The 24,200-nt window shown below is 35.0% G+C and carries 21 protein-coding genes, 1 tRNA gene and 1 pseudogene; 9 read left to right on the top strand and 14 right to left on the bottom strand.

The annotated features are described in order from the left end of the window. Positions 1 to 162 precede the first annotated feature (162 nt). From C5L23_RS06480 to C5L23_RS06470, 3 genes are all read left to right on the top strand, one after another. A complete protein-coding gene (locus C5L23_RS06480) occupies positions 163 to 1,776 on the top strand; it encodes a replication initiation factor domain-containing protein (protein WP_133264468.1) in 1,614 nt (537 codons plus the stop codon). Positions 1,777 to 1,789: 13 nt separating this feature from the next. Continuing rightward, the gene (locus C5L23_RS06475) at positions 1,790 to 2,200 is read left to right on the top strand and encodes a hypothetical protein (RefSeq protein ID WP_010007009.1); all 411 of its coding nucleotides are present in this window, start codon (positions 1,790 to 1,792) and stop codon (positions 2,198 to 2,200) included. 104 nt (positions 2,201 to 2,304) lie between these two features. Continuing rightward, positions 2,305 to 3,459: an IS30 family transposase gene (locus C5L23_RS06470; protein ID WP_010007007.1), complete on the top strand. Its 1,155-nt coding sequence runs from the start codon at positions 2,305 to 2,307 to the stop codon at positions 3,457 to 3,459. A 45-nt stretch (positions 3,460 to 3,504) separates the two neighbouring features. On the opposite strand, the pseudogene C5L23_RS06465 reads toward C5L23_RS06470, so the two are convergent. Further along, positions 3,505 to 3,844 (bottom strand): annotated as a pseudogene (locus C5L23_RS06465) (ArsR/SmtB family transcription factor). A 384-nt stretch (positions 3,845 to 4,228) separates the two neighbouring features. Between C5L23_RS06465 and C5L23_RS06460 the strand changes: the two are divergent. Beyond that, positions 4,229 to 6,136, top strand: coding sequence for an AAA family ATPase (locus tag C5L23_RS06460; protein WP_133264466.1), 1,908 nt, complete (start codon positions 4,229 to 4,231; stop codon positions 6,134 to 6,136). A 12-nt stretch (positions 6,137 to 6,148) separates the two neighbouring features. Next, positions 6,149 to 7,570, top strand: coding sequence for an LlaJI family restriction endonuclease (locus C5L23_RS06455; RefSeq protein WP_133264464.1), 1,422 nt, complete (start codon positions 6,149 to 6,151; stop codon positions 7,568 to 7,570). A 240-nt stretch (positions 7,571 to 7,810) separates the two neighbouring features. Here C5L23_RS06455 and C5L23_RS06450 read toward each other — a convergent pair whose 3' ends face one another. From C5L23_RS06450 to C5L23_RS06425, 6 genes are all read right to left on the bottom strand, one after another. Further along, complete coding sequence (locus C5L23_RS06450) at positions 7,811 to 8,728, bottom strand: IS30 family transposase (RefSeq protein ID WP_010008332.1); 918 nt, start codon at positions 8,726 to 8,728, stop codon at positions 7,811 to 7,813. Between the two features lie 865 nt (positions 8,729 to 9,593). Continuing rightward, a complete protein-coding gene (locus tag C5L23_RS06445; RefSeq protein ID WP_133264463.1) occupies positions 9,594 to 11,681 on the bottom strand; it encodes a DNA topoisomerase in 2,088 nt (695 codons plus the stop codon). Between the two features lie 48 nt (positions 11,682 to 11,729). Beyond that, entirely contained in the window at positions 11,730 to 12,113 is a 384-nt protein-coding gene (locus C5L23_RS06440) for a DUF3021 family protein (protein ID WP_010008336.1), read from the bottom strand. Further along, on the bottom strand, positions 12,100 to 12,567 hold the full coding sequence (locus tag C5L23_RS06435) for a LytTR family DNA-binding domain-containing protein (RefSeq protein WP_010008338.1): 468 nt from the start codon (positions 12,565 to 12,567) through the stop codon (positions 12,100 to 12,102). The genes C5L23_RS06440 and C5L23_RS06435 overlap by 14 nt, the downstream gene beginning before the upstream one ends. A 38-nt stretch (positions 12,568 to 12,605) precedes the next feature. Continuing rightward, the gene (locus C5L23_RS06430) at positions 12,606 to 13,373 is read right to left on the bottom strand and encodes an MFS transporter permease (protein WP_010008340.1); all 768 of its coding nucleotides are present in this window, start codon (positions 13,371 to 13,373) and stop codon (positions 12,606 to 12,608) included. A 2-nt stretch (positions 13,374 to 13,375) separates the two neighbouring features. After that, entirely contained in the window at positions 13,376 to 14,239 is an 864-nt protein-coding gene (locus tag C5L23_RS06425) for an ATP-binding cassette domain-containing protein (RefSeq protein WP_010008341.1), read from the bottom strand. Between the two features lie 242 nt (positions 14,240 to 14,481). On the opposite strand from C5L23_RS06425, the gene C5L23_RS06420 reads away from it, so the two are divergent. Then, positions 14,482 to 14,553: transfer RNA gene (locus C5L23_RS06420), tRNA-Glu, on the top strand. A gap of 44 nt (positions 14,554 to 14,597) precedes the next feature. Here C5L23_RS06420 and C5L23_RS06415 read toward each other — a convergent pair. Together C5L23_RS06415 and C5L23_RS06410 are read right to left on the bottom strand one after the other, a co-directional pair. Beyond that, complete coding sequence (locus tag C5L23_RS06415; protein WP_133264462.1) at positions 14,598 to 16,352, bottom strand: DNA/RNA helicase domain-containing protein; 1,755 nt, start codon at positions 16,350 to 16,352, stop codon at positions 14,598 to 14,600. Positions 16,353 to 16,370: 18 nt separating this feature from the next. Continuing rightward, positions 16,371 to 17,771 (bottom strand): DUF2130 domain-containing protein, encoded by a 1,401-nt coding sequence (locus C5L23_RS06410; RefSeq protein ID WP_133264461.1) that lies wholly within the window; start codon positions 17,769 to 17,771, stop codon positions 16,371 to 16,373. 196 nt (positions 17,772 to 17,967) lie between these two features. Between C5L23_RS06410 and C5L23_RS06405 the strand changes: the two genes are divergently transcribed. After that, positions 17,968 to 18,474, top strand: a complete 507-nt coding sequence (locus C5L23_RS06405) for a type 1 glutamine amidotransferase domain-containing protein (protein WP_010008342.1) — start codon at positions 17,968 to 17,970, stop codon at positions 18,472 to 18,474. 59 nt (positions 18,475 to 18,533) lie between these two features. Here the strand turns inward: C5L23_RS06405 and C5L23_RS06400 are convergent, their stop codons facing one another. Beyond that, positions 18,534 to 18,758 (bottom strand): hypothetical protein, encoded by a 225-nt coding sequence (locus tag C5L23_RS06400; RefSeq protein WP_010008343.1) that lies wholly within the window; start codon positions 18,756 to 18,758, stop codon positions 18,534 to 18,536. Between the two features lie 77 nt (positions 18,759 to 18,835). Then, entirely contained in the window at positions 18,836 to 20,194 is a 1,359-nt protein-coding gene (locus C5L23_RS06395) for a flavocytochrome c (protein WP_050792589.1), read from the bottom strand. A gap of 116 nt (positions 20,195 to 20,310) precedes the next feature. On the opposite strand from C5L23_RS06395, the gene C5L23_RS06390 reads away from it, so the two are divergent. Continuing rightward, the gene (locus tag C5L23_RS06390; protein WP_010008346.1) at positions 20,311 to 20,802 is read left to right on the top strand and encodes a GNAT family N-acetyltransferase; all 492 of its coding nucleotides are present in this window, start codon (positions 20,311 to 20,313) and stop codon (positions 20,800 to 20,802) included. A gap of 57 nt (positions 20,803 to 20,859) precedes the next feature. Here the strand turns inward: C5L23_RS06390 and C5L23_RS06385 are convergent, their stop codons facing one another. From C5L23_RS06385 to C5L23_RS06375, 3 genes are read right to left on the bottom strand one after another with little or no spacing between them, the layout of a single operon-like run. Next, the gene (locus C5L23_RS06385) at positions 20,860 to 21,801 is read right to left on the bottom strand and encodes a metal ABC transporter substrate-binding protein (protein ID WP_010008348.1); all 942 of its coding nucleotides are present in this window, start codon (positions 21,799 to 21,801) and stop codon (positions 20,860 to 20,862) included. Continuing rightward, positions 21,794 to 22,657 (bottom strand): metal ABC transporter permease, encoded by an 864-nt coding sequence (locus C5L23_RS06380; protein ID WP_010008350.1) that lies wholly within the window; start codon positions 22,655 to 22,657, stop codon positions 21,794 to 21,796. The genes C5L23_RS06385 and C5L23_RS06380 overlap by 8 nt, the downstream gene beginning before the upstream one ends. Beyond that, positions 22,650 to 23,411 (bottom strand): metal ABC transporter ATP-binding protein, encoded by a 762-nt coding sequence (locus tag C5L23_RS06375; RefSeq protein ID WP_010008351.1) that lies wholly within the window; start codon positions 23,409 to 23,411, stop codon positions 22,650 to 22,652. The genes C5L23_RS06380 and C5L23_RS06375 overlap by 8 nt, the downstream gene beginning before the upstream one ends. Positions 23,412 to 23,515: 104 nt before the next feature. On the opposite strand from C5L23_RS06375, the gene C5L23_RS06370 reads away from it, so the two are divergent. Further along, on the top strand, positions 23,516 to 24,196 hold the full coding sequence (locus C5L23_RS06370) for a metal-dependent transcriptional regulator (protein ID WP_010008353.1): 681 nt from the start codon (positions 23,516 to 23,518) through the stop codon (positions 24,194 to 24,196). The last annotated feature ends 4 nt before the right edge of the window (positions 24,197 to 24,200 follow it).

Genomic DNA, 24,200 nt, shown 5'->3' with positions numbered 1-24,200 from the left:
ACTTTAACCCCCAGTTACTAACAGGGGGGTTAAACCGGTAAAAACGCTGAAAGCGTCAACCCAATATGGGGAACAAATGCCGGTGTGAGGCGATTTAAATTGAAAAGCAAAAATGTTACATCAAAACCCCGAAATGTAACATTTTAAGAAAGGAAAGCCGACATGATCACGATTAACCACGAGCCAAAAGCTTACACACCTATTTTTCTAGGAACAACCCAACATGGCATACGGTTATCGTTGGAAATACTTATCATGGTCGGTATGGAATTAAACGATGAAATTATTGAGACTTATAACGTGACCGTCTCGGCTATTGTGTTAAGACAATTACCTCATATCGGTAGCGAAATTGCCATTAGGGAAATAACCGGTAATGAGTTAACAGGCTTTAAAGCAAAAATACGTAAGTCTGATAAACAACTAACAAATACTACATTAACCGAATTAGAAAAATTAGTTGATATTAAAAATGTTGGTCTGTACCAACTACTGAAAGGACAAAGTAATATGGCACAAGAAATTAATATCCCAAAATTTGATGCAAATAATTTAAAATACATCCGTCAAATATTGAATGAAAGTCAGGAGAGTTTAGCACAAAAATTAAAAATAACACGTCAAACTGTTAACCGTTTTGAAACTGGTGAACATAAAATATCCGATAGGTTTATTAATCGACTGTTAGCAGTTTATAAAGATTTAGCTGAAAGCATTGAAGTGCAATTTGATTGGATTTCTTTGACATTCCCGGATCTAACTTCAAAGCAAGTGATTAGAGATGTCCTCAATGTTCAACCTGATTTATTTTTGGAACGTCCAACATCACAAAATTTCTATACCCGTGAAATGGCCTTTGCTGGTGAAAAGAACATTTATATACAAGACTTTGCACCGATTAAAAACCCTGAAACACAGGCCATTGAACAAAAGTATGGGACGACGTTGTATTTAACTGGTAAAGGCACACGGTTATTTGAAAAAGCTTTGCTAGAACAAAATATCACTTGGCATGATTTTTTTCAAAAAGCGAGACAGTATCGAGGACATTTAACTCGGTTAGATATTGCCATTAACGATAAATGGGGACTTCTAGATATGAATGACCTTGTAAAAGCCGTGCAAGAAAAACGTTTTTGGAGTAAATCAAAATCCTACGCAGTTCATGGCAACGTTGATGATGGTTGGACAGTAAACTTCGGGAAATCACCGTTTGTTATTCGTGCTTACGATAAGCGCAAAGAACAAGCCAGCAAAGGCTTTGACACAGACGTACAAAACCGTGTGGAATTAGAATTACATCAAGATAAAGCAGAATATGTCATTGATGAGTGGTTTGATCAACATAACAATAAAACATTAACCGAAATTACCTTTGATATTTTGTATACGTATCTTTGGTTTACTGATAAACCAATTGAGGAAAAGTTACTAAAAGCTGATAAAGTGCGTGATACGATTGAATCTTCCGTTGAACCAATGCCAGCTTGGTCATTACTAACCGCTTTAGGTCATAAAATGAAATTTGTTCGTCAACCCAAAGAACAGAGCATTGAACGGATTGAGAAGTGGGTTCTAGAGTCAGTGGTGCCTAGTTTAGCAGTCTTAAAGAAAACTGGTCATTGGGCAGAAGTGATTGAAGCTATGAATAGTGCTGAATTATCCTCTGAACAACAAAAATTGGTCAAAGCCACGATGATTAATGCAATTACACAAGCTAATCAAAAATTAACTATTAATTTTGAAAAACCCAAAAAGCGTTATCAAGAAATTTAAAAAGGAGAAAATAATGTCACAAAAAATATGGTTACAACCAGACCAACTAGAAAACTACGTTGATCAACTTCAAGGATTCAGAAACACGTATCAATCATTATTGACCGTTTTAGCATCTGATCGCCAGAATTTTGAGTTTAAACCTGGGGCACCAAACTTCCAAAACACACTTCAGATGTCAATGAAGTTACATCGTTACATTCAATCAGTGCAGTCACAAACCTTTGGTGATGTCCTGCTTTTCGGTAAAGAACTGGATAAGCAAGTACAAACTTTAGTTGAAACCAGTATTGCTTTAACCTTTGAATACCGTGACTTAACGAACTTATTAAATGGTCACGATGTTAATAGTGAAAATGGTATAAATCTGATTGAAGCCAAGTTAAAACAAGCGAAAAAACAGCTTTATGAAGCCTCACGCTAGGTAATATTAGGCTATTAATTTTTAAAACGTTTATCATCTTGATGTTATATATGTTTGTTAGTCTGAAATTGTACATTATTGAGCAAAGGAGAATGAAAAATTAAATGACAGCAGAACAATCAAAGAAAAGGAAACGACAACCACGATTGAATGAGAATCAGCGGTACCTAATCGAACATTTGTGGAATAATGAACAACTCTCACAAACTGATATTGGTCGTCAATTAGGTTATGATCCATCAGTGATTAGTCGTGAATTAGAGCGTGGCAATGTACTGGATTTTTCAAATTTAGATCGTCACACCTTATTAAGAATGAACATTCATGCGCGAATCAAGTATTCGGCGCAACGTGGTCAATATATCGCTACTAAAAAACGCTTTCGTATGGGACAAGGACTTTTACTAACACCAGAACTAAAAGAACTCATTGAACACTGGATTAATGTGGAACATTGGACGCCCGAACAGATTGCTGGCAACGTGCAAGATGTGGAAGTATCATCTTCAACCATTAGAGATTGGTCAAAAAGAGGTCTAATTAATATTCGTACCCACAAATATCATCGTCAAGATGGCTCACCTAAACAACGTGAGTTAGCCAAAAACCAAAGGGCAAGACAGCGAGAGATTGCACGGCTACGAGAAAACTTGCAAAAGAGTGGTGAGTTAGTTCGCCATTCCATCTATGATCGTTCACCGGTGGTGGCTAAGCGTAAACAATTTGGTCATTGGGAAATTGATTTAGTGTTACCAATGAAACAAAACAACGGTCAATATCAAGACCACTCCGCTATTATGACGGTCGTTGAACGAAAGACAAGATTTTACGCCTTGATCAAAGTCAAAAGTAAACAATCGAAAGACATGATTGAAGCGTTTAAACTGTTTTATGAACGTTATGGTAAAGCAGTAAGAACGATTACCGCTGATAACGGCTCTGAATTTATCTCTTGGGATTTCTTAGAATTTGTTCAAAAAGAACTTAAAATAAAACTCTACTACTGCACACCATCATCACCACATCAACGTGGATCAAATGAAAACCGTAACGGTAAACTACGTGATTGGTTCCCTAAAGGCACAAGTTTTAAGCCAGTGAAGCAACGACAACTAGATGAAGTCGCAGATAAGATGAACACCATGCCCATGCGAATAGCATTACAAGGTAAGAGTCCCATTGAGTTGTTTGATAAAGAATATAAAACGATGCAAAGATATCGCCGTGCTTATGAAAAACGGAAAATGAATAAGAAATAATTTATGTTTATTTTTTACAAAACTCATACATCATAAATAATCTTTTTACTGTAATGTATCTAAAAAACCAGGTAAAAACTGATTAAACATTTTACTGTTTAATTTCACATATTTATTTTTACCAGTCTTGGTCATTATTGTTAAACCAACGTCTCTTAAGTTTTTAAAATGATAAGAAGCAGTGGAATTACTGATATCTAATGTTTTCGCCAATTTCACCACAACTCATTTCACGATTTGCATCGTATAACATTTTTATAATAGTCAGCCTAATTGGATCGGAGAGTGCTTTAAATATTTGTACAAGTATTTCTTTTTGGGCTGACGTTATCAAGAGTCGGAACAGCAATGATTGCGATTGGTGCTGGTAATTTAATTGGTTCATTATTTGTCATCGTATCGTTACTCGGATAGGACTTTCAAAAGCATTTTTTTAGAATTAATAATTTTGATTATATTATATCTTCTCATGTAAAAAATTTAAACAAAACAACGCACAGAAAAATGGCTTGTGCGTTGTTTTGTTTTATAAAGTTACAAACAATTATCAATCTACCTAACACAAAGATTTATAACTGCATGTTGGTTTTAGTTTTCTTACTAAAACAATTTTCACTTAATAACATTTTTTTAAGAACCGTTTTGTTGTATGATAAGAATATGCTTCAGCAAATACTATGTACAAATTATCACGCAACACATTTGTTGATAATTTCATAGAAATATAAGGTGAAACAAATTTAATAAGTATTGAGTGGATAATCATAAAATGACACTTGTATTAAAGTTTAGTGAACAAAAGTATGTAGATGAGATTATAAAAGAAAAACCCAATATCATAACAGCTTATAATGTAGCTAATCATAAAGATAAAATAAAAATTGGTACTCCCTTTATTATTTTAACAGGTGGTGATGAACGATATTGGTCATCTGGTACTAGACGACCAACCCCAGGAATCGTTGGTTTCGGAAAAGTGAGTACCGAACTATATGACGTTGATAAAAAAGGATCAAAAATTAAGTCTTTCAAATTTGATATTGATATGAATCAAGGGATTTGGCTTGAATCAGCAGTAGATGCAAATTTTTTTATCACTTATCCCCAGACATACAATGCATACAGTATTGGTCCAACAACTAAAAATCCGCCTAATCAAGCTTTAGTTGAAATTGATAATTCAAAAGCTTATGCTATTTTGCGCGCTCTTTTAGATAACCAGATTATGACTGAGAATGACATTTTAAAATGTTTCGGTAAAGAGTTTCAACAGTCTGTGCTTAATTTTAATATTGAACATTTGGTTCCAGAAAATATTCAGAAAATTGTTGAAAATGCTTTAGCGCAAGAATATCTTGATTATATGATGGTTAAGAGTAAAATGACTAAAAGTTCTGCTAAAACCTATGTAAGTATGATTGCTATGATTCCAAAAAGAATGGAATCATCAACCCACGAAATAGTGGATTCACCGTTTGATTCACCAGAACTAGTAACTGATGGTCAATCAATGACCCACATTTCTAGTGTGTTAAGTAATTACTATGCTGATTTAAAACAAAATCACTCAAAATTATTTGATTTAAACAAAACCATTTCTTCAATGAAAAAATTCACCGAATTTATGAACTGGAAAGATAATAAAGAAAGTTTAGAAGAAGACTTCGTACCTAGTTTTGATACTAGACTATCTTTGAAAGATAGACAAATTATTTACTTTGGTGCACCGGGAACTGGGAAAAGTTATTTTTTAAACAAAGAAAAAGAGGAGTTATTCGCTAAAGAAAATATTGAGCGTGTTACTTTTCATCCAAACATGACCTATGGACAATTTGTAGGTGTATTTAAACCATTTCCTGATGGTAATAATATTACTTACAGATATACACCCGGTCCATTGACACAACAGTTAGTAAAAGCATTACTGCATCCAGATTCTGCTTATTTACTAATAATAGAAGAATTAAATCGGGCAAATGTAGCATTTGTATTTGGAGAAATATTTCAGCTTTTGGATAGAGACATTAATTTTGAAAGTGAATATCCTATTCATATAGGGCAAGATATTCAATATTATTTTGATAACTACGTATATAATCAGCCTCAACTACAAAGCTATGTTAGCAATATGAAAGAAAAAATTAGTGAAAAAAGTGGTTTAGTTTTACCAGCTAATTTATTTATTTGGGCCACAATGAATAGTTCCGATCAAGGAATTACTCCTATGGATACAGCTTTTAAACGCAGATGGAATCAGCAATATTTTGGAGTAGACCAATCGTATAATCGAAATGATTTTGATAAATATTCTAAAATTAAAGTATCAAAGTCTAGTATTGACGGGCATGATGGTTTGATATCTTGGAATGATCTACGTCAATTTATTAACTCACAGCTAACTCTGCTTAATGTTCCTGAAGATAAGCTTTTAGGACCGTATTTTTTGTCAAAAAATGTACTTTCGTCAAATGAAAATATTCTTACTAAGGCTTTCATGAATAAAGTATTAATGTATCTCTTTGATGATGCCGCTAGACAACATCGTAGTAAATTATTTGAGCTGAAACAAATGCGCTTTTCTGAATTATTAGACTCTTTCGAGGCAAAAGGAATTAAAGTGTTTAAAAATTTTGATAGCAATGATTCTGAATTAACAACGCTGGTTCAACCAATTTAGGGAGTAGTCAAAATGCGCATTTTGAGATTTCAAGAATTAAAACATATTTCCTATGACGATCTAAAGTATGCATTTAAGTATTCAAATATTGAAAATTTTGATGAAATTATCAATAAACTGCAAATAGCCAATGTTCTGAAGCATATTTTCCCAAAACCAAGACTAGATGACCTAAATGTAGCTGAAAATATTACTATTAATTTAAGACAAGATGGCTATTTTACTTTTAAGTTTGTTGGTTTAATAACTATTGGAAACTATTGCTTAATAGTATACCCAAAATATATTAAGAATATAGATAATGATTTCCTGAATGAAAAGAAAAAAATCAAACAAATTATTCAAGTGATTGACAAATATCAGTCTATAAACAGCATATATTTAGATTCAAATAATCAAGCCTATAGTAGTATGTTGCCGTTAATGATTAAAATTTTGTCCAGTTACTTTCATTATGGTCTGTATTGGACAAATCAGTCCATTATAGAAGAAAATGGTGAAGGGAATATTCTTTGGGAACAAACGATTAATCAATCAACAGCTTACATAATAAAAAATAGACCATATTATTTAAACTTATATACAAATAACCAGAAGATTAACGAAATGGATATTATAAGACGTATTCACGCGGTTGTTATAACTGATATTTGTAGCAAGTTACATGATGTACTAAATATTTTTGATTTAAGTGAATCAATTTTAACAACTGAAGTAATATCTGATTTTGGTGATGAAGATTACATTGAATACTTGTTGAATAAAGAGCTTAATAATCAGTTTATTACATATAAAAAATCTGTCCTTAATGATATTTTGCAGTACATAAAATATTTACAGAAAATGAATAGTGACATTCAACCTTTATTTTATGGTACTACTTCTTTCAATTTAGTATGGGAAAAAGTTTGTCAAACATTATATCACGACGATTTGTCGAGGAACATCAATGAATTGCATTTGAAATTAAGAGATGACGACGAAAAAATTAATTATGAGGGTGCGCGCACTTTGAAAGATATTGTAGAAAAGCCTATTTGGTCACAAGAGGACCTAGAGGTTTATGCAACTAAAACTCTCGAATTAGATGCACTAAGAGTTAATCACTCAGAAAAATGCTTCGAAATATATGATGGCAAATATTACCAAATTGAAATTAATGATAACAAGGTGAGTGGACAACCTGGAATTGAAGATATTACCAAACAGTACCTTTATCAACTAGCATTTTCAAAACTAGCAAAAATAAATAACTTTGTTTTTTCAAATTCTTTTGTTATCCCAGTAGATGAGTTGCTGGAAGATAGCGGATTGGGTGTTCCATACGCTATGGCTAGTTTAGATATGTTAAATGAATTGAAGCTAAATAAAATTAAAGTGATTGCTAGAGACGCACAAAAATCATTTGCTGACTACCTACAAAGTATAAACTGAAAGGCTAATTGAACCAAAATTTTGGCTATAGTAGAAATTTTTATGCACTAGACTAAAAATAGCTTCAAAAGCATGTTGCATGTTAAATTGACTTTCTAGCAGGTAAAAAACAATTAGTATCATTTTAGGTCAGCTATTTTGCTAAATATTTCTATGCTTTTGATTAATTAAAGTCTCTGCAGCTTTTTTATGCAAGGTGTTCGGTTTAATTTTACAATCTGCCAAGGTAGATTGCAAGAATTAACCGAACACTGCAAACTGCTGAAAAACCTTTCGTGGTGATTGCCAATTGAGTGTTTTCATTGGTCTTGCATTAATCCAATGATTAATTTGATCTAATTCTTTGGCGCTAACCGTCTCAATTTTTCGCTCCTTTGGTATGAATCGCCGAACGTATCGGTTTAATATCTCATTACTCCCACGTTCTTCTGGTGAGTATGGGTGTGCAAAGTAAACTGGAATGCCTAGTTTTTGCTCGATTTCATCATATTTTGCAAACTCTCGTCCTCGATCAACAGTGATTGACTTAGCATTCTCGATCCCTTGAAAAAAATGAATTAATACTGGTGTCACTGCCTGACTATTGCGACCACTAACTTGCCTCACAATATGTTGCCGGCTTAATCTTTCTGTGATTGTGACAAGCACTTCACCACGTTTCTTACCCGATTGCATCGTATCAACTTCAAAGTGACCAAAATCCTGCCGTGCTTGAACACTTTTGGGTCTTGATTCAATTGAACGGCCGTGAACAAATACTTGACGTCTGCCATCAGACTGACGTTTTTGACGAATACCTTTGTCAGGTAAATCAGCTAATGACAGTTTGAGTCGGCCAGCATTGAGCCAATTATAAATCGTTTTGAAAGGTAACCCTAAAACATGAGCAGCAGTTTCTGGTGACCACTTTAAAATGCCAATGTGCTCATTCAAAAAGACAGCGATAGCTGGTGTTAGTGTGTGATGACGGCCACGTAGATGACGTTTTTTCAATGCCAACGCATGAGCAATCTCAGCTTTATAGGGTGTAACTTGATGAATTTCAATCGAAACGGTTGAAGGAGAGCGTTTAATAAAGCGGGCAATGGCACGAACAGAATAATTCAATTCGAGTAAAGTTTGAATGACAGTACGTTCTTGAGATGATAAACTAGTCATGAGTCGCAGTTCCTTTATGGTTGTTTTGGACAATTACCATTAAAGGCGCTGCGGCTTTTTTATTCAAGTGTTCGGTTTAATTTTACAATCTACCAAACGTAAAAGTTTGAAGTATCTGTATTTTTTGGCAATTTAGTTGTGGAATCAAGATGTTAAACAGCCTTAAAATAATGATTAGAAATCGTGGACAGTGATTTAACATTAATGTATGACATTGGTACAATAGAATAAGGAGTGTCTTACAAATCAAAAATCAATTAGTGAAATTACAAAAACATTTCCGTAATTTTACCAATTGATTAAACATCTGGTAAATGACTTGCAATCCGCCACATATATTTTAGTTAACATAATATATATTATCGAAAGCTATGTTAACTAAATCTCTTTAAATACATACACTAACAGCCTATACATGGCTTATAAATTATTACTATTTCTATGTATTCTTCATATGTTTTAATCATTCGTATTCTAAAACTCGCTAAAACGCCTGTAAACGTTGATTTACAGGCGTTCCTTATTAAATGCTTCTTAAGCTATCCAAGATATAATCGCTTATAGTAACAATTAGCACCAACTTTTAACTAATAAATAAATTATTTTTGCAATAACTACAGTTATTTAACTTAACAATGATTCATAAATACGAATAAATTGGTATTATTAACTAATTTTTCATAATTCCACGGATAATAAGTATATACTCTAGGAATTCTTGATTATCGCAAATTAGCAAGCCAATATTCCATTTATACGCTTCAAAAGTATTAAAATCATCATATTTATTCTCTAACTTTAATTAAGTACTGATAATAATTCGTTCAACCATATGCAAATAAAATAAAACAACAACGATATATTTTTACTTTGGATTCAATTTAAAACCATAAAACGCATGACCTTTAAACGTTTGTTTAGCCATTTTACCAGTTGCTGTATACTGTTTGCCACGTTTTGATTTTGCTTCAAAGCTAATGATTTGACCCTGTAATAGCTTTATAATTTCGTCCTCTGTAAAAACATGACCGCTCCATTCTTTAGCAAAAGAAATCATTTCGCCATTAAATTGACCAGTTATTTTTTCAGAAACTTTTCTTTTGGGTGTGGCTTTTGGTTTGCCCAAAAGAGATTCTAATGACTCAGCATTTTCTAACATAATTGGCATATCATGTATCACAACCTGGGTTACCGATTCGAGCAACTTAGACATTGTCATATCAAAGCGACCAACTTGATCCATCATTTCAAATAAACGTTTGGTGATTTTTGGCGAGGCAATCCATGTTCCTTTAACCATAACGGCTGAAACTTGACCCGTTTCAGTTAAAGTTAATTTACCACGCAATTCTTTTATCATCGCCTTTGTACCACGGCTCATATCAGCTAATGTTGATACTCGAGTCGCACCAGTGCCAACATTATGCTTTTCCAAAAATGCCATAATCCACTTTGTTGTCGGTGCTTGTGGTTTTTTATTCGCCCCTTCATACAGATATGGACCAGCCATCGGTCCCAACTGTTTCCCCTGCGCTTGATCATCATCATGTTCATCGTCTACTTTTACAGCACGTTGTGAATCATATACTGCCTTAAAGTTCAATTCAATTGGTACATTAAAAGCAGTTTTAAAAGTTGGATAATCTTTTAAATCAGCCGTTACATGATCATATACATAATCTTCAGCAAGCATTGCAAGGTAGTTTTTTGCTACAATTTCGTAAATAGCTTGTGCACTAGTACCAAATTTGGACAAATCGGTTAAACTTGTTGGTACGGATTCCCCTGGCCTATTAGCGCCGTGAGCCCCTTTTGCTTTAACATGCGTTGATCGTGGCTGACGATGCGTTAGTAGCTGCGGATCCACATTTACAACTTTCGCAATCTGATCAATCTTAGGTAATAGTTCGTTAAATTGTTCTGGTGTTACGGTTTTATCTTCCGTACGTGGATATGACACAATCTGCGCTTCATACATTTTTTGATAAGTACTGAGAACTTCTTTGGAAGAAAAACCACGTGGTGCCAAAATGGCTGCTAAACCAGCTAAATCAAGTAATTTCCCAGGTATTTGTTGACGAGTTTGATGTTTCTCGTTATTAATTGCACTGTCATGATACTGCATCATATCGTTTTGTGCTTGTGCTTGTGCTTGTGCTTTGGTTGCAAAACGCCAAGGTATATTCTCGTCATTTGAAACGGCGCGACTAAAAACATGTCCAGCAGGATCTTTGAATTTCACTTCAAAGTAAGGCTTCTTAATGTATTGTTTAATTGCTTCAAGTTGCGCATAAATTTGCCAAATAATAACAGACTTTAACCGACCTTCACGGGCAACGACCTTATAACCTTGCTTTTTTGCCGCTGTGGTCGCAATGCGTGTGAGCTGCATTGAAGCAAAGTCCCATCGATTACGACTTTCACCTTTGATATAATCCCCATCTTGATGTTTATCGGAGACATCACGTAAATTTTTCATGGCTGTTTGAATACCGTGCGATGATTCGTCCATAAAATTAGCACGCAATACTACTCCGTGCCACTTAATATCTTCTAATGCTTCCCAAGCTAATAATTCTCCTTCACCAGAGGGATCTGTATCGGTTGCAATCACAATCGCATCGTAATCAGTCTGCGATTCTTTCTTTAACTCATCGACTAATTTTTTTGTGGATTCTATCTTTCCTGTGCGCATATTACGCTGACGAATATACGTTCGTGCCCAAGAGAAATCGGATAACTGCCAGGGTAAATGTTTAATCTGCCAGGATTTATACTGCTTTTTTAAGTCCTCAGAAACCATTGCTTCCGGATCTTTTAGCGTCATCACATGGCCACGTAAATGTGTAATTTTATAGGTAAATGTGCCAAACGTACCAGTTTGACCACCTAATGCTTTGACAAAGTTTGCGGCAGCAGACGGTTTTTCAGTTAGAATAAGATATTTTGGCATAAATAGATGACATGACTTTCTAAATTTATCTTCTTCTATTCTAACAGATTATGATTGTGACTTCTTTTTCTTAAGCTGTTCATTAATTCGACGAGCGTTGGCACGTGCTTGCTGCCGAATATAAATGAAAATAATGATATAAATTATGATGAATGTGGGAACATTACTGAGCACAATTTTCAAATCACCAAATGTTAACCAAATAAAGAAACCGTAGGTAAGCATTTCCAATATAAAATGGCTGATAAACTGTGTTAAAAACGTGATTTGATCATATCTGAACACGATAGATAGTAACCCCATTATTGCACTCATTGTCATTAACAAGCCAAATTGCGGTATAGATAATGTGGTATGATTTAACGTTACAGATAATAGTGATAGGAATGATCCAATGCCAACACCGATTAATATATCTTTAAACTGTTTCATTGTCTGCCCTCCCCTCTAAGCGATTCAAGATATTTTTAATAAATCTTCGTGATACGGTAACTCGGGTTCCGTCTGTTAAAAAGGCATAATAATTACCAGAAAATGCGGATTCCATGCGTACTAGTGCGTTTAAATTAATAGCCATTGACCTTGAGATTTGTACGAATAAATGTGAAGTATTAGAAGATAAAAATTGCTTCAATGTTTTGCGAGTGGTTAGCTGTTGTTGTTGTTTTAATGTTACAGATAAATCATTGCCAAAACTTTCCACAATTAAAATATCTGATTGCGCCACAACGTGAATGTCATCGGCTGTTTTGATTACCAATTTATGTGTTTCAACTGTTTTTGTTTGTAGCTGTTTTGCAATAGCTGTCATTTTTGTTAAATCGTTTCCTGAAATGACAACCTCTATATCATTTAACGATTCATTCACATTGATTTTAATTTCCATATATATCCCCATGTCGCAACATACTTACTAACTTAAAACTATTTTATCAAAATACGTAGTGATGACATATGCCTTTTAGCATAACGATAATATTGCGCCAGACAAAATAAGACAACTGTTATGAATAAAAACACAATCATTTTAAACCATTGCGACTGCATGTCTGATAAAAATCCTGTTGCCCAGTGTGCTTTAAGCGTTTCCCGAAAAATTGAAAATGGTATCCATTGCATCACGCTTTCTATTGTACTAGGTAGTTGAAACGTCCCCATGCTTCCAGTTAAAAATGCGATACCAAAATAAAATACCATTGCTACACCTTGTATCAAATGAAATCCTTGGAATACTTGTGCAATCGTAAATGCTAGTAAATACAATGATAATGATAAAATGCTGATACTTGTAAAGATATTGATCATACTTAAAATAGACAAATTTGGTAATGGTAAAATGTGCAGCAATGTTAAACAGTAAATAACAGTAATGATATTTACCAAAATGAACACTGAGACAAACTTTGCGATGAGCTGTTTTGCCAAACTATAACCAAATAAAACAAGTCGATCGGTTACACCATCTGTCGTATCCCGTCCAAAAGCAATAGTAAAAGGTAATATTACCAGTCCCAATGGAATCATCGGCAATAGTGTGGCAAATAGCCCTTTGGCCAATGCTTGGTTAGCTATAGGATCAGGCGTTGCATGATAGTTACCGATGGCTAACATAAGTGGCAATAATCCACCGACAATCATGGCAAGGCTATAACCGACCGTATTTTTTAACTCGAATTTGATATAATGCCACATGATTATTGTCCCGATCTTTCTTTTGTAATACCTGATAAAGCATTTAAATAAATCAAATTAATACTATTTTGTGTTACGGAACAGAGATATCCCTGTTGGTTTAAATGGTTAACAATTTGTTGCTGATGACTTTTGTTTTTGCATGCAATGACAGTTTGTCCCTGTTCACCACGAACTATTTGATAGTCATTTAGCACAGTAACACCTTCTGGACAATCAACAATAATAGCTGAATAACCTATATATTTTTCAAATAAGGTGGTGATACGCCCATAATCAATAACACGCCCATGATCGATAATCAGAAGTTTATTGGCTAATTTTTCGATTTCATCGAAATAATGTGTAATGAGTAAAATCATGGCGGGCTTATTAGCATACCAACTTTTAATTTTATTCATTAAGTTACAGCGCGTTTCAAAATCTAAACCCGTACTCAACTCATCAAAACAAGTTAACGGTGCATCTTGATAAAGTACCATGATGATAGTTAAGCGTTGCTTTTGGCCACCAGATAACTGTGAGAATTTCTGATTTAAATTCTTTTCAAAATCAAAAAACTTAACTAGTTCAATCAATCGTTGATTTTTTCGGTAGCTTGTCTGCAGTAGCCCTTCCAAAATGGTGCGACAATTCACAGTCGTCGGATAATTATTTTCTTGTAAATGCACTGCAATGTGGTTAGGTTTATTAATTTCACCACTATAAGCCACCTGATTCGTCAGTGCTTTAATAAGTGTTGATTTTCCAGCACCATTACTGCCGATAATCCCAACAATATCATGTTCTAATATCGTAATATCACAGCCCATGTCCAATGCGACAAAATTACCGTAGTTCACTTTAATATGTTTCATTTCTAGCATATGGTTGCTCCTTATTAATATTCTATGGTGCCAGCATAACAGCGTTAATCAGCAAAAAACCGCTTTCTGTGATAAGCGGTTTAAATATGTAGATATGTTGCATTTTGTATGACCTAAAATATGGACAATCTTGAAGTAAATTAATATAAAAAATGCTGACAAACAGCAAAAATATATTGACGAATCTGTATATTCTTGGTATTCTAATATAGTTGTTTATTACGAACAACGTAATTGACCATGGCTCGTTGGTCAAGTGGCTAAGACGCTGCCCTTTCACGGCGGAATCGAGAGTTCGATTCTCTCACGAGCTACTAAAAAAGCTGGAACTTCGGTTCCGGCTTTTTTGTTTTATGCATTAATTATTTTGAGCGTCTAATAGTGCTTTTTGTAACTCCGAATCAACAGCATATAAAAATAATCCATGAACACCGCGTTTAATAAGGACGTTTAATTCATTTTTTAAATGTTCTACTGCATGGTCTTTCCCGTTACGTTTTTTAATGGCATTTTTATTGGCTGAGGCAGATGAATCAAATGACACTTTACCATCACGATATATTACTGAGGGACCAAGAATTAACCCAGCATAATTTAAATCAAATCCTTGAATAGTAAATGTTGAACCAATCTCATTAATAGAATAATCAGATTCAGCCCATGATAATCCACGATTACGTTGCTTATCTTTTGAAGTTCTTGTTTCTAGATTCCAGGGTAATTCCAAATTATCAGCTATAACAGTCCACTTATCATTCTTTCCGTATCCACTTTTACCTTGTTTATATTCCCAATCAAAAGTAGCTAACATCCTAGATAATCCATTCTGTTGATCTTTAGATTTATGAATAATTTCGTGATACATCTTTAGAGGATCTTCAAAAATTTTAAGATCATATTTATTATCATACGGAATTGCATCAATACTGCCTTCAACAAAATTTTCAATCCATTTAATTGTTTCGTCAGATGCATCAATTCTAAATTGATCTTCTAGTTTAACCACACAATTTGCAGATAAGAACATGGTTGCAATATGCTCTGAATCGATATGTTGTTCAGAGCGTAAGATTTGTTTTTGATCAAAAACAATTACGGTTACTTTTGCACGCTTACGAATTTCATCCAATTGCCATCCTGATTTCCAAGATTGTTTTCCCTGCGTCCATAATAAATGTGCCTCATCAACTAATACCACATCAGCCTTACTGTTAACGGGCCGATGATTAATCCATGTGGTTGGTTTTTTAACTATATCGTGGTTTTTAGTAGAGAGTCCTAATTTTTTATCGTGGTTTTTAGTAGAGAGTCCTAATTTTTTAGCAATTTGATCATAAACTGTTAATTGTTCGTCATGGTTAACAAGTAAATAAGAATCTAAATTATTAATGATTGGATTTGCGAATTCTCCTTGACCATGTGAAGATAGTTCAAAAAATAATGAACTCAATAATACTGTTTTCCCCGTTCCTGCTGCACCATCAATAATAATTAATTGGCCATCATCTTCAGTAGATAATGCCGACTCTATTCTCGAAATAATTTCATTTTTAGCCTTACGTTGTTTTTCAGATAATTTATGAAATGGACTGGCTTTAAAAAGTGCAGAATCTCTGACGACGTTTAGTGGTGGTATCAACTCTTTATTTTCGTGATGAAGTTTATTCCAAATTTTATGAAATATTTCATCAGTCATATTAGACGTATAGTATTGACCTTGTTGGTTACCACGACCATTTAACGATTTTACTCTATCAATCCCCATCATATTATTAATTAAACGATTCTCTATATCTAGTGTCATAGATTTAGTGAACATATCATGCCCAATTGCATATACATGAGGATTGTGTGTTAACTTCTGTAATTTATCATTTTTATCGTTAAGATGTTGACGTGTTCGCTGTTCTAACCGATTTGCCTCTCCTACATATACATCGAACGTACTTTTTTGGTACTTACTGCTAGTTTTGTTTTCGTCTTCTACAATGTATACAATAGGATAATCAAAAAACAATTTCTCATCCTGAGTTAATGAAAGAGTATGCTTCAAATAATCTAACCCATTTTGTGAATATTCAAACTGTCTAATTTTCGGTGTGTTTACTGTCATACTATTGCTATCCCATATTTATTTAATCATAGCGTCATTGATACTCTCAAACTTCGCCTTCATTGTTGGATTACCTCTCGTCAGCTTTTTAACACTAACATCATCTAGCTTATTATTCGCTAACCTTAATTGATTTTCAGATGTGGTTAAAGCTTTCTTAACGCTTTCCATACGGGCAATCGACTTATCAATCTCTTCAATCGCTTTTTTAAAGTTATTTGCAGCGCTTTGATAATTTTTACCGAATGCATTTTTAAAGCTAGATAAATCACTCTCAAAATGTGTGATATCAATATTTTGCTCGCGGACTTGCTCAAGTTCTTGCTTGTAGGCAACACTATTTAACGCAGCATTACGTAGCACACCAATAAACTGAATAAAGAATTGTGGTCGAACGACATACATTTTTTCGTAGTCTGTTACTTGGACAATACCCGTGTTGTAATAATCATTATCTGCTTCAAGTAATGAAACCAACACCGCATATTCAGTCTGCTTCTCACGACGGTCCTTATCTAATTCTTTAAAGAAATCAGCGTTCTTATGCTTCGTTGCAGTAGTATCTGCTTCATTTTTCATATCGAACATAATACTAATAAATTCAGTACCATCTTGATAATCTCTAAAAATAAAGTCACCTTTAGAATTCGTTTCGGATAATTGATTATCCTTTTCGAAATATGCATTAGGAAAAGCATACGGTCGAATTTTATTAAACTCATTAAGTGAATATTGTTCTAAGCTTTCACCAATTTCTTTTGTTGATTGACGTGCTTTAAAATCTTTATAAAATTCGACTTGATCAGTTGCCGCTTTAAGTTGGGCTTCATATTGACCTTGAACCGTGGCTAACTGTAATTGTTTTTCTTGATCTTTTAATTTTAGCTGTGTTGTTAATTCAGCAACTTTTTGATCACGTTGTGCGAGTTCATTTTGAACGGCAGCCTCTTTTTTAATCAAGGCATTTTCTAATTCAGATTGACTTTGTTGTCTGACAGCTTCAACTTTTGATGTCAACGATGTAATTTCCACTTGTTTTTGAGCTAATGTGTCCTGTAGGTCCAAATCTTTTTTCATGAGTTGTGCTTGTAGTTCAACAGCATTTTGCTGTGAAATACCTTTTAGCTGCGTTTCTAGTGCAACAATTTTATTTTCTTTATCGGTGATAGATGTCTGCAATGTTTCTTTTTGATGCTGCAGTTGCGCCGTTAATTCGGCTTTTGCTTGCTGACGTTGCTGTACGAGCCACTCTGCCTTAGCTTGTGCTAACTTATCATCCAGTATTTCAGCTATTTTGCCATTGATAATTGATGTGTCAATGTTTTGCTCATCCGTTAAATCAATACTATCTCCTACTTGGGCAGCCTCATCTAACACTAATTCTGTCTGTGATGCGATATGAAATTTAATTTTTGCCATGTCTGGACATCCTTTAAAACATGCTTTACCAAAGTTGGTCGTAATGCTTTTATTATAGCAAAAATACATTTATGAATGATATTTCTTCCCATAATATTGTGCTTTGAGCAGTAAACATACCTTACTTCTCTATCGTGAGTATAATGAAAATAGAATAATGTATTTTGTATGATTGTTAAAAATGAGGAGGTCATTTATGGCAAAAGTAGCTGTTCTAGTCACAAATTTATTTGAAGATATTGAACTCACTGACCCGGTTGGCGCCCTAAAGGACGCCGGTCATACCGTAACATTTATTGAAAAAGACGCTGATAATATTGTTTCTGGTAAGCATGGTACAGAAGTCACTATTGACGCTGGCATTCACCATGTTTCACCAAAGGATTTTGATGCGTTATTATTACCTGGTGGTTTTTCACCTGACCAATTACGAGCAGATGAGCGTTTCGTTGACTTTGTCCGCTACTTCTTATTAGCAGACAAACCAGTATTTGCGATTTGCCACGGACCGCAACTCTTTATTCAAACAGGATTAGCTAAAGGTCGAAAAATGACGGCTTATAAGAGTGTACAACCAGATTTGTACTATGCTGGGGCAATCGTTAAAGATGCATCTGCGGTAGTCGATCGTCAACTGGTGACAAGTCGTAATCCAAACGATATTCCTGATTTTAATGTCGCTATGTTAAAGGTATTAAGTTAATACCACATAAAAAAGCAGTTGTTGTGACTAACCACAATAGCTGCTTTTTATATATGTTGTTATTGATAAAATAGACCACTTAAGACAGCAACCAAAGCCAAAAATATAATACACAATAATAACGTTATACTGGTTAATTTTATCTTCCTTTTCGTACGCGATAAATCAACCTGTTTCACTTTTTTATACCACAATTCAATGAAAGTGGTGATAAGAAATAGTGCAACAACCAAAACAAGCATGATGGCTACTGGTATCAAGCGGCCTAAGAATCCTACTGTCATAACTACAGACACCTCCTTCTGCCATTAAAACCATCATAACGCCGAATCGTTGTTTTTGTACACTGAAGTGCTCGCTTTTAATTGACTAAACGTTGAATGTATTGCGCAGCTTGGCGACCAGCTTGTTGTCCAAAAACAATCGTTTCAGCAATTGAATTTCCCCCAACACGGTTATCACCGTGTAAACCACTGGTCACTTCTCCAGCCGCAAAGAGACCATGAATAACTTCTTGCTGTGCATTCATCACTTCTGTTTTAGTATTAATTCGAACACCACCCATAGTGTAATGGACAGCTGGTTGGATCCGTATGGCGTAGAATGGTGATTTAAACGGTAGTTGTTGCGACAGTATTGGTCGCTTAAAATCTGGATCGTTGTGTGCTCTGACGCTCTTCTCCCAATTTTCTAGGGTGTCTCGTAGTCTCTTGGTATCCAAATGTGTCCGGGTTGCTAGTTCTGAAATTGTCTCTCCCTGCTGAACAAAGCCCATTTTGTCATAAAAATCGACAGCCTGACTACGTTCACGAATACGTTGATCAAAAATCAAAAAACTATCGTGTTCAATGGTTGCAGAAACAATCTGTCGATCCGCTAGTTCATTTACAAAGCGCTCTCCTTGATGGTTAACAAGAATCGCCCCTTCACCACGCAAAGCTTCACCGATTAAATAAGTGCGTCCGGTGACCTGATTAACGTGTGCAGTTGGATGAATTTGAATATTTTCTAAATTGCATAATTGCGCCCCAACATTTTCTGCTAAAAATAGACCGTCACCAGTAGCGCCTACTTGATTAGTAGTTGGGTAACCAATTAGCTGTGAGTATTGCTGAATGAGTTTCTGATTCGCAGCAAATCCACCTGTTGCTAGTATAACTGCTCGGCCGTCTAATACTGTTTCTTTTGATAACTCTTTTGTTGAAATGGCTACACCATTAATCCAACCTTGACTATTTTGCTTTAAAGCGGTGACTTTTGTAGATAATAAAATCGGTATGTGATACGTTTTTATCTGTGACAATAAACCATTAATGAGATATTGGCCGATTGGTGCTGTAGATGCTGGTCGGTGCGTTCGTTTCTTTGTCATACCTGCAGTGAGTGTAAGATCTTCAAGCAAAATATAATGTTGCGCTAACCATTCGATTGCTTGATTGCTATGCGCAACAAAATACTTTAATATAGCAGGATCATTCTTTTGGTGACCAATACGATACGTGTCATCATAAAACGACGTTGTTGTATCCTGAATACCTTTTTTCTGTTGTACAGTCGTTTCGGCAGCATTCATACCTGATGAAGCTCGTTTTGTATTACCACCAATACTTGGCATTTTTTCAATGATGATGGGCTTTAAGCCAAGCTCATAGGCTTGAATTGCACTGACTAGGCCCGCACTACCTGAACCAATAATAATAACGTCATAATTTTCATTCATATATCCCTTATCCACCACTATTAGCCCCCCTTGACAGATGTCATATACTTATCATAGCGAATATTACGGCTAAAAAGAAGATGCTATAATGGATTTAAATAACTAAGGAGTATGATATGAGAATCCGACCTTTAGAACGAAAAGATCTCCCATATGTTTATAATCAAGAGAATGCACGTGGTGTCATGGCACTATGGTTTGAAGAAGCTTATACATCATTTGATGAACTAGAACTATTATACGAAAAGCATGTTTTAGATCAAACTGAACGTCGCTTTGTTATCGATGTCGACGGACAATTTGCCGGTGTTGTTGAATTAATGTATATCGATGACTTACACCGTAATACTGAAATTCAAATCATCGTTGACAAGGATTTCCAAGGTCAAGGCCTAGCCCAAGAAGCAATGCAAAAAGGTATTGAATACGCTTTTAATGTTTTAAATATGTATAAAGTTTACCTGTATGTTGACGTTGATAATCAAGCTGCTGTTCATATTTATGAGAAAATTGGTTTCCAAAATGAAGGCCGTCTACGACAACATTTCTTCGCTGAAGGTCAATATCATGACAGTTTTGTTATGGGCATCCTAAGATCAGAATTTTAAAATTAAGCGCACAAAAAAAGAACGTCTGCTTTAAAGCTGTACGTTCTTTTTTGATGATTACTTATTCAAACCATCATGAATATGATCTAAGTTCCACTTCATCATACCGTAGTAAGTGTCACCATCAGTTCCCTCTTTAGCTAGAGAATCTGTATAGACCTTAGAATAGATTGGTAATCCTGTTTCCTTAGATACCTTTTCCATTGACTTTGGTGAAACTGAACTTTCAACAAACAATGATTGTACCTTTGTAGCACGAATCTTAGCCAACACTTGCTTCATTTGTTCAGGTGTTCCTTGAGATTCTGTGTTAATTTCCCAGATGTATGCTGGTGTTAAGCCGTAAGCTTTTGAGAAATACTTGAAGGCACCTTCTGAGGTTACCAACAACTTCTTGTTTTCAGGAATATCTGCAAACTTTTCTTTAGCTTGTGTGTCTAACTTTTGTAGCTTCTTAACATAAGCATCTGTACGCTTTTGGTAATCATCAGCGTTTTTTGGATCCTTCTTCTTCAATACATCGTTGATGACTTTAACGTATGAAATACCATTTTGTAAGTCTAACCAAGCATGAGGATCAAGTTCATTTGTTTGACCTTTACTTGTCAACTTCATTGGTGTCACATTTTTTGAAACTGCGAATACTTCTTTGTCATCCTTTTTGTTAGCATTCTTTGTTAATTCAGAGAACCAACCATTACCACCAGTTTCAAGGTTCAAACCATTGTGGAAAATAACATCCGCTTCAGTTGTCTTTGAAATATCTGTTGGACGTGGGTCGTATTCGTGCGGATCTGTACCACGCTTAACAATTGAGTATACTGAAACATCATCGCCACCAACATTTTTGACCATATCTTCTAAAATTGAATTAGTCGTTACAACACGCAACTTGTCATGCGCCGTTGATTTTTTACTACTTTCATGGTTAACAAACCATAAAACACCGCCAATAACAACAAACAAACCAATCAGTGTGATTGCAACTTTTTTAAACATTGGGTTCTCCCTTTTTTGCAATTCTTGATGTCAAGAAGCCTTGTTTTGGTGAAATAATAAATGAAATGATAAAGAATATTGAAGCTGTTAAGACGATTGATGGTCCAGATGCCCAGTTAAATGTATAGCTCAAGTACAAGCCAACAACTGAGGCAATAACACTTAAGATAGCCGACAAGACTAACATAAACTTCAATTTATTTGTCCATAGGAATGCAGTCGCTGCTGGTGTGATCAACATTGCTACAATCAAAATAATACCAACAGTTTGTAATGCAGACACTGTGACCAATGTCAACACAATCATCAAACCATAATGTAACCATTGTGTCTTTAATCCATATGATCGTGCAAATGTTTCATCAAATGATGAGATTAACAGTTCTTTGAAGAAAACTACGACGAACAAGACAACCAATGCGCCAACAATAACGGTTGTGATTAAATCAGAATCACTAACAGCCAAAACATTTCCAAACAAAATGTGATGCAAATTAGTGGTACTCTCTGCCATAGAAATCAAAATGAAACCAAGGGCAAAGAAAGAACTGAACACAATACCAATTGCCGTATCATTTTTTAACTTACTGTGTGTTGAAACAAAACCAATTAACAAAGCTGCTACGATACCGAACACAGACGCACCGATAAGCAAATTAACGCCAAGCATATACGCAACGGCCACACCTGGTAAAACAGCGTGGGAAATGGCATCGCCCATTAATGACATACCACGCAAAATGATGAAGCTACCAACCAAACCTGACATAATACCCACTAGGATTGATGTAATCAAGGCTGTTTGTAGAAAATTATATTGACCTAATGCGTCAATAAAGTTTACAATACTATTCATGGGAAACCCCCTCTTGTTTAGAATCATTATCATCTGTAAACAAGACATTACCGAGGTCTGCACTGAATGCCTTAGAGACATTATCTTTGGTATACACTTCTGCGACAGGACCAGCGGCCACAATACCACGGTTCAAAATAATCAAGTGATCAAAATAATCTGTTACCTTATTCAAATCATGATGAACCACAATAATTGTTTTGCCTTCTGCTCGCCATGTTTTAAGGATTGACATAATTTCGCTTTCACTCTTCATATCAATACCAGCAAACGGCTCGTCCAATATGACAATTGGCGCTGCTTGAACAATCGCACGTGCTACAAAGACACGTTGTAATTGTCCGCCTGACAAATCACCAATTTGACGCTCTTTAAAATTAAGCATGTTAACTTGCTCTAAAGCAGATAACGCATTTTGCTTGTCTTGCTTACTTGGCTCCTTAAAAAGCCCTAGACGGCCATATGAACCGCTCAAAACAACATCAAACACATTGATTGGGAATGTTAAATCTAAATTAGCTCTTTGCTCAACATAGGCTACTTGTTCACGATGAGACTCAATAGGCCTTTGATCAACACGAGCTACACCATTTTGGCGTTTAATTAAACCTAACGCCCCTTTAATCATGGTTGATTTTCCCGCTCCATTGGGACCGATAATACCAGTTATTGCGCCACTGGGGAACTCTACGGATAGATTATCTAATATCTGAGTATTTTGATAACCCACCGAGAGATTTTCAATTTTAAACATACACTTCCACTTCTCCTTACTTTTATTCTGTATTTAGGCGCACTTAAATTTTACTATATATTAAACTTAAATTAAAGTATAATTTTACCTGAAAGGACAATAATATGTCAGTATCTATGTCTAAGAAGCAATATCTTCAAACAATTTTCGAATTAAGTGGTCCAAAACAAGACCTCGTTGCCAATAAATCGGTTGCAGAACATTTACATTTAACACCGGCATCAATTTCGGAAATGGCAACACACCTACGTCAACACGGTGATATTGAAGTTGTACCATATCACGGCATGAAATTAACCGATCAGGGCTATGAGACGGCGATGAAATTAATTCGTGCACATCGAATCTTAGAAACATTTTTTGTTATCCACCTCAAAATGAGTTTAGCTGAAGCACATAAAAGTGCTGATGCCTTTGATCATGATTCTTCATTTGACATTACGAACCGCTTAGACGCCTTTCTCAATTTCCCTTCAACCAACCCAAGCGGACTACCTATTCCTAATCAAGATTATCAATTACCCCCGCATCAGTTTGATGCGTTAAGCTCTGTTCACGAGGACGACAAGTTCGTGATTACAGCATTAGCTGACGATTATGAATTATTACGTTTCTCCGAGACACTTCACATTACGATTAATTCCAAATGGCGATTATCGGGGCATCTCAGCGTTGATGACGGCTTTTATATCCAATCTCTAGATAATGACCAACAACAAATTGGTGTAACTGCTAAAATTGCCGCATTGATATTTGTCAAAACACTACCTGCTATTGAACAGTAAAAAA

Origin of the sequence: Leuconostoc fallax (assembly GCF_004354645.1) — a bacterium.
In the GTDB taxonomy this organism is placed as follows: domain Bacteria; phylum Bacillota; class Bacilli; order Lactobacillales; family Lactobacillaceae; genus Leuconostoc_B; species Leuconostoc_B fallax.
This window is presented reverse-complemented; position numbering and strand designations above follow the sequence as displayed.

Coding starts and splice junctions, on each gene's coding strand:
- C5L23_RS06480 (WP_133264468.1), top strand. CDS start 163: ATGATCACGATTAACCACGAGCCAAAAGCTTACACACCTATTTTTCTA.
- C5L23_RS06475 (WP_010007009.1), top strand. CDS start 1,790: ATGTCACAAAAAATATGGTTACAACCAGACCAACTAGAAAACTACGTT.
- C5L23_RS06470 (WP_010007007.1), top strand. CDS start 2,305: ATGACAGCAGAACAATCAAAGAAAAGGAAACGACAACCACGATTGAAT.
- C5L23_RS06460 (WP_133264466.1), top strand. CDS start 4,229: ATGACACTTGTATTAAAGTTTAGTGAACAAAAGTATGTAGATGAGATT.
- C5L23_RS06455 (WP_133264464.1), top strand. CDS start 6,149: ATGCGCATTTTGAGATTTCAAGAATTAAAACATATTTCCTATGACGAT.
- C5L23_RS06450 (WP_010008332.1), bottom strand. CDS start 8,728: ATGACTAGTTTATCATCTCAAGAACGTACTGTCATTCAAACTTTACTC.
- C5L23_RS06445 (WP_133264463.1), bottom strand. CDS start 11,681: ATGCCAAAATATCTTATTCTAACTGAAAAACCGTCTGCTGCCGCAAAC.
- C5L23_RS06440 (WP_010008336.1), bottom strand. CDS start 12,113: ATGAAACAGTTTAAAGATATATTAATCGGTGTTGGCATTGGATCATTC.
- C5L23_RS06435 (WP_010008338.1), bottom strand. CDS start 12,567: ATGGAAATTAAAATCAATGTGAATGAATCGTTAAATGATATAGAGGTT.
- C5L23_RS06430 (WP_010008340.1), bottom strand. CDS start 13,373: ATGTGGCATTATATCAAATTCGAGTTAAAAAATACGGTCGGTTATAGC.
- C5L23_RS06425 (WP_010008341.1), bottom strand. CDS start 14,239: ATGCTAGAAATGAAACATATTAAAGTGAACTACGGTAATTTTGTCGCA.
- C5L23_RS06415 (WP_133264462.1), bottom strand. CDS start 16,352: ATGACAGTAAACACACCGAAAATTAGACAGTTTGAATATTCACAAAAT.
- C5L23_RS06410 (WP_133264461.1), bottom strand. CDS start 17,771: ATGGCAAAAATTAAATTTCATATCGCATCACAGACAGAATTAGTGTTA.
- C5L23_RS06405 (WP_010008342.1), top strand. CDS start 17,968: ATGGCAAAAGTAGCTGTTCTAGTCACAAATTTATTTGAAGATATTGAA.
- C5L23_RS06400 (WP_010008343.1), bottom strand. CDS start 18,758: ATGACAGTAGGATTCTTAGGCCGCTTGATACCAGTAGCCATCATGCTT.
- C5L23_RS06395 (WP_050792589.1), bottom strand. CDS start 20,194: ATGAATGAAAATTATGACGTTATTATTATTGGTTCAGGTAGTGCGGGC.
- C5L23_RS06390 (WP_010008346.1), top strand. CDS start 20,311: ATGAGAATCCGACCTTTAGAACGAAAAGATCTCCCATATGTTTATAAT.
- C5L23_RS06385 (WP_010008348.1), bottom strand. CDS start 21,801: ATGTTTAAAAAAGTTGCAATCACACTGATTGGTTTGTTTGTTGTTATT.
- C5L23_RS06380 (WP_010008350.1), bottom strand. CDS start 22,657: ATGAATAGTATTGTAAACTTTATTGACGCATTAGGTCAATATAATTTT.
- C5L23_RS06375 (WP_010008351.1), bottom strand. CDS start 23,411: ATGTTTAAAATTGAAAATCTCTCGGTGGGTTATCAAAATACTCAGATA.
- C5L23_RS06370 (WP_010008353.1), top strand. CDS start 23,516: ATGTCAGTATCTATGTCTAAGAAGCAATATCTTCAAACAATTTTCGAA.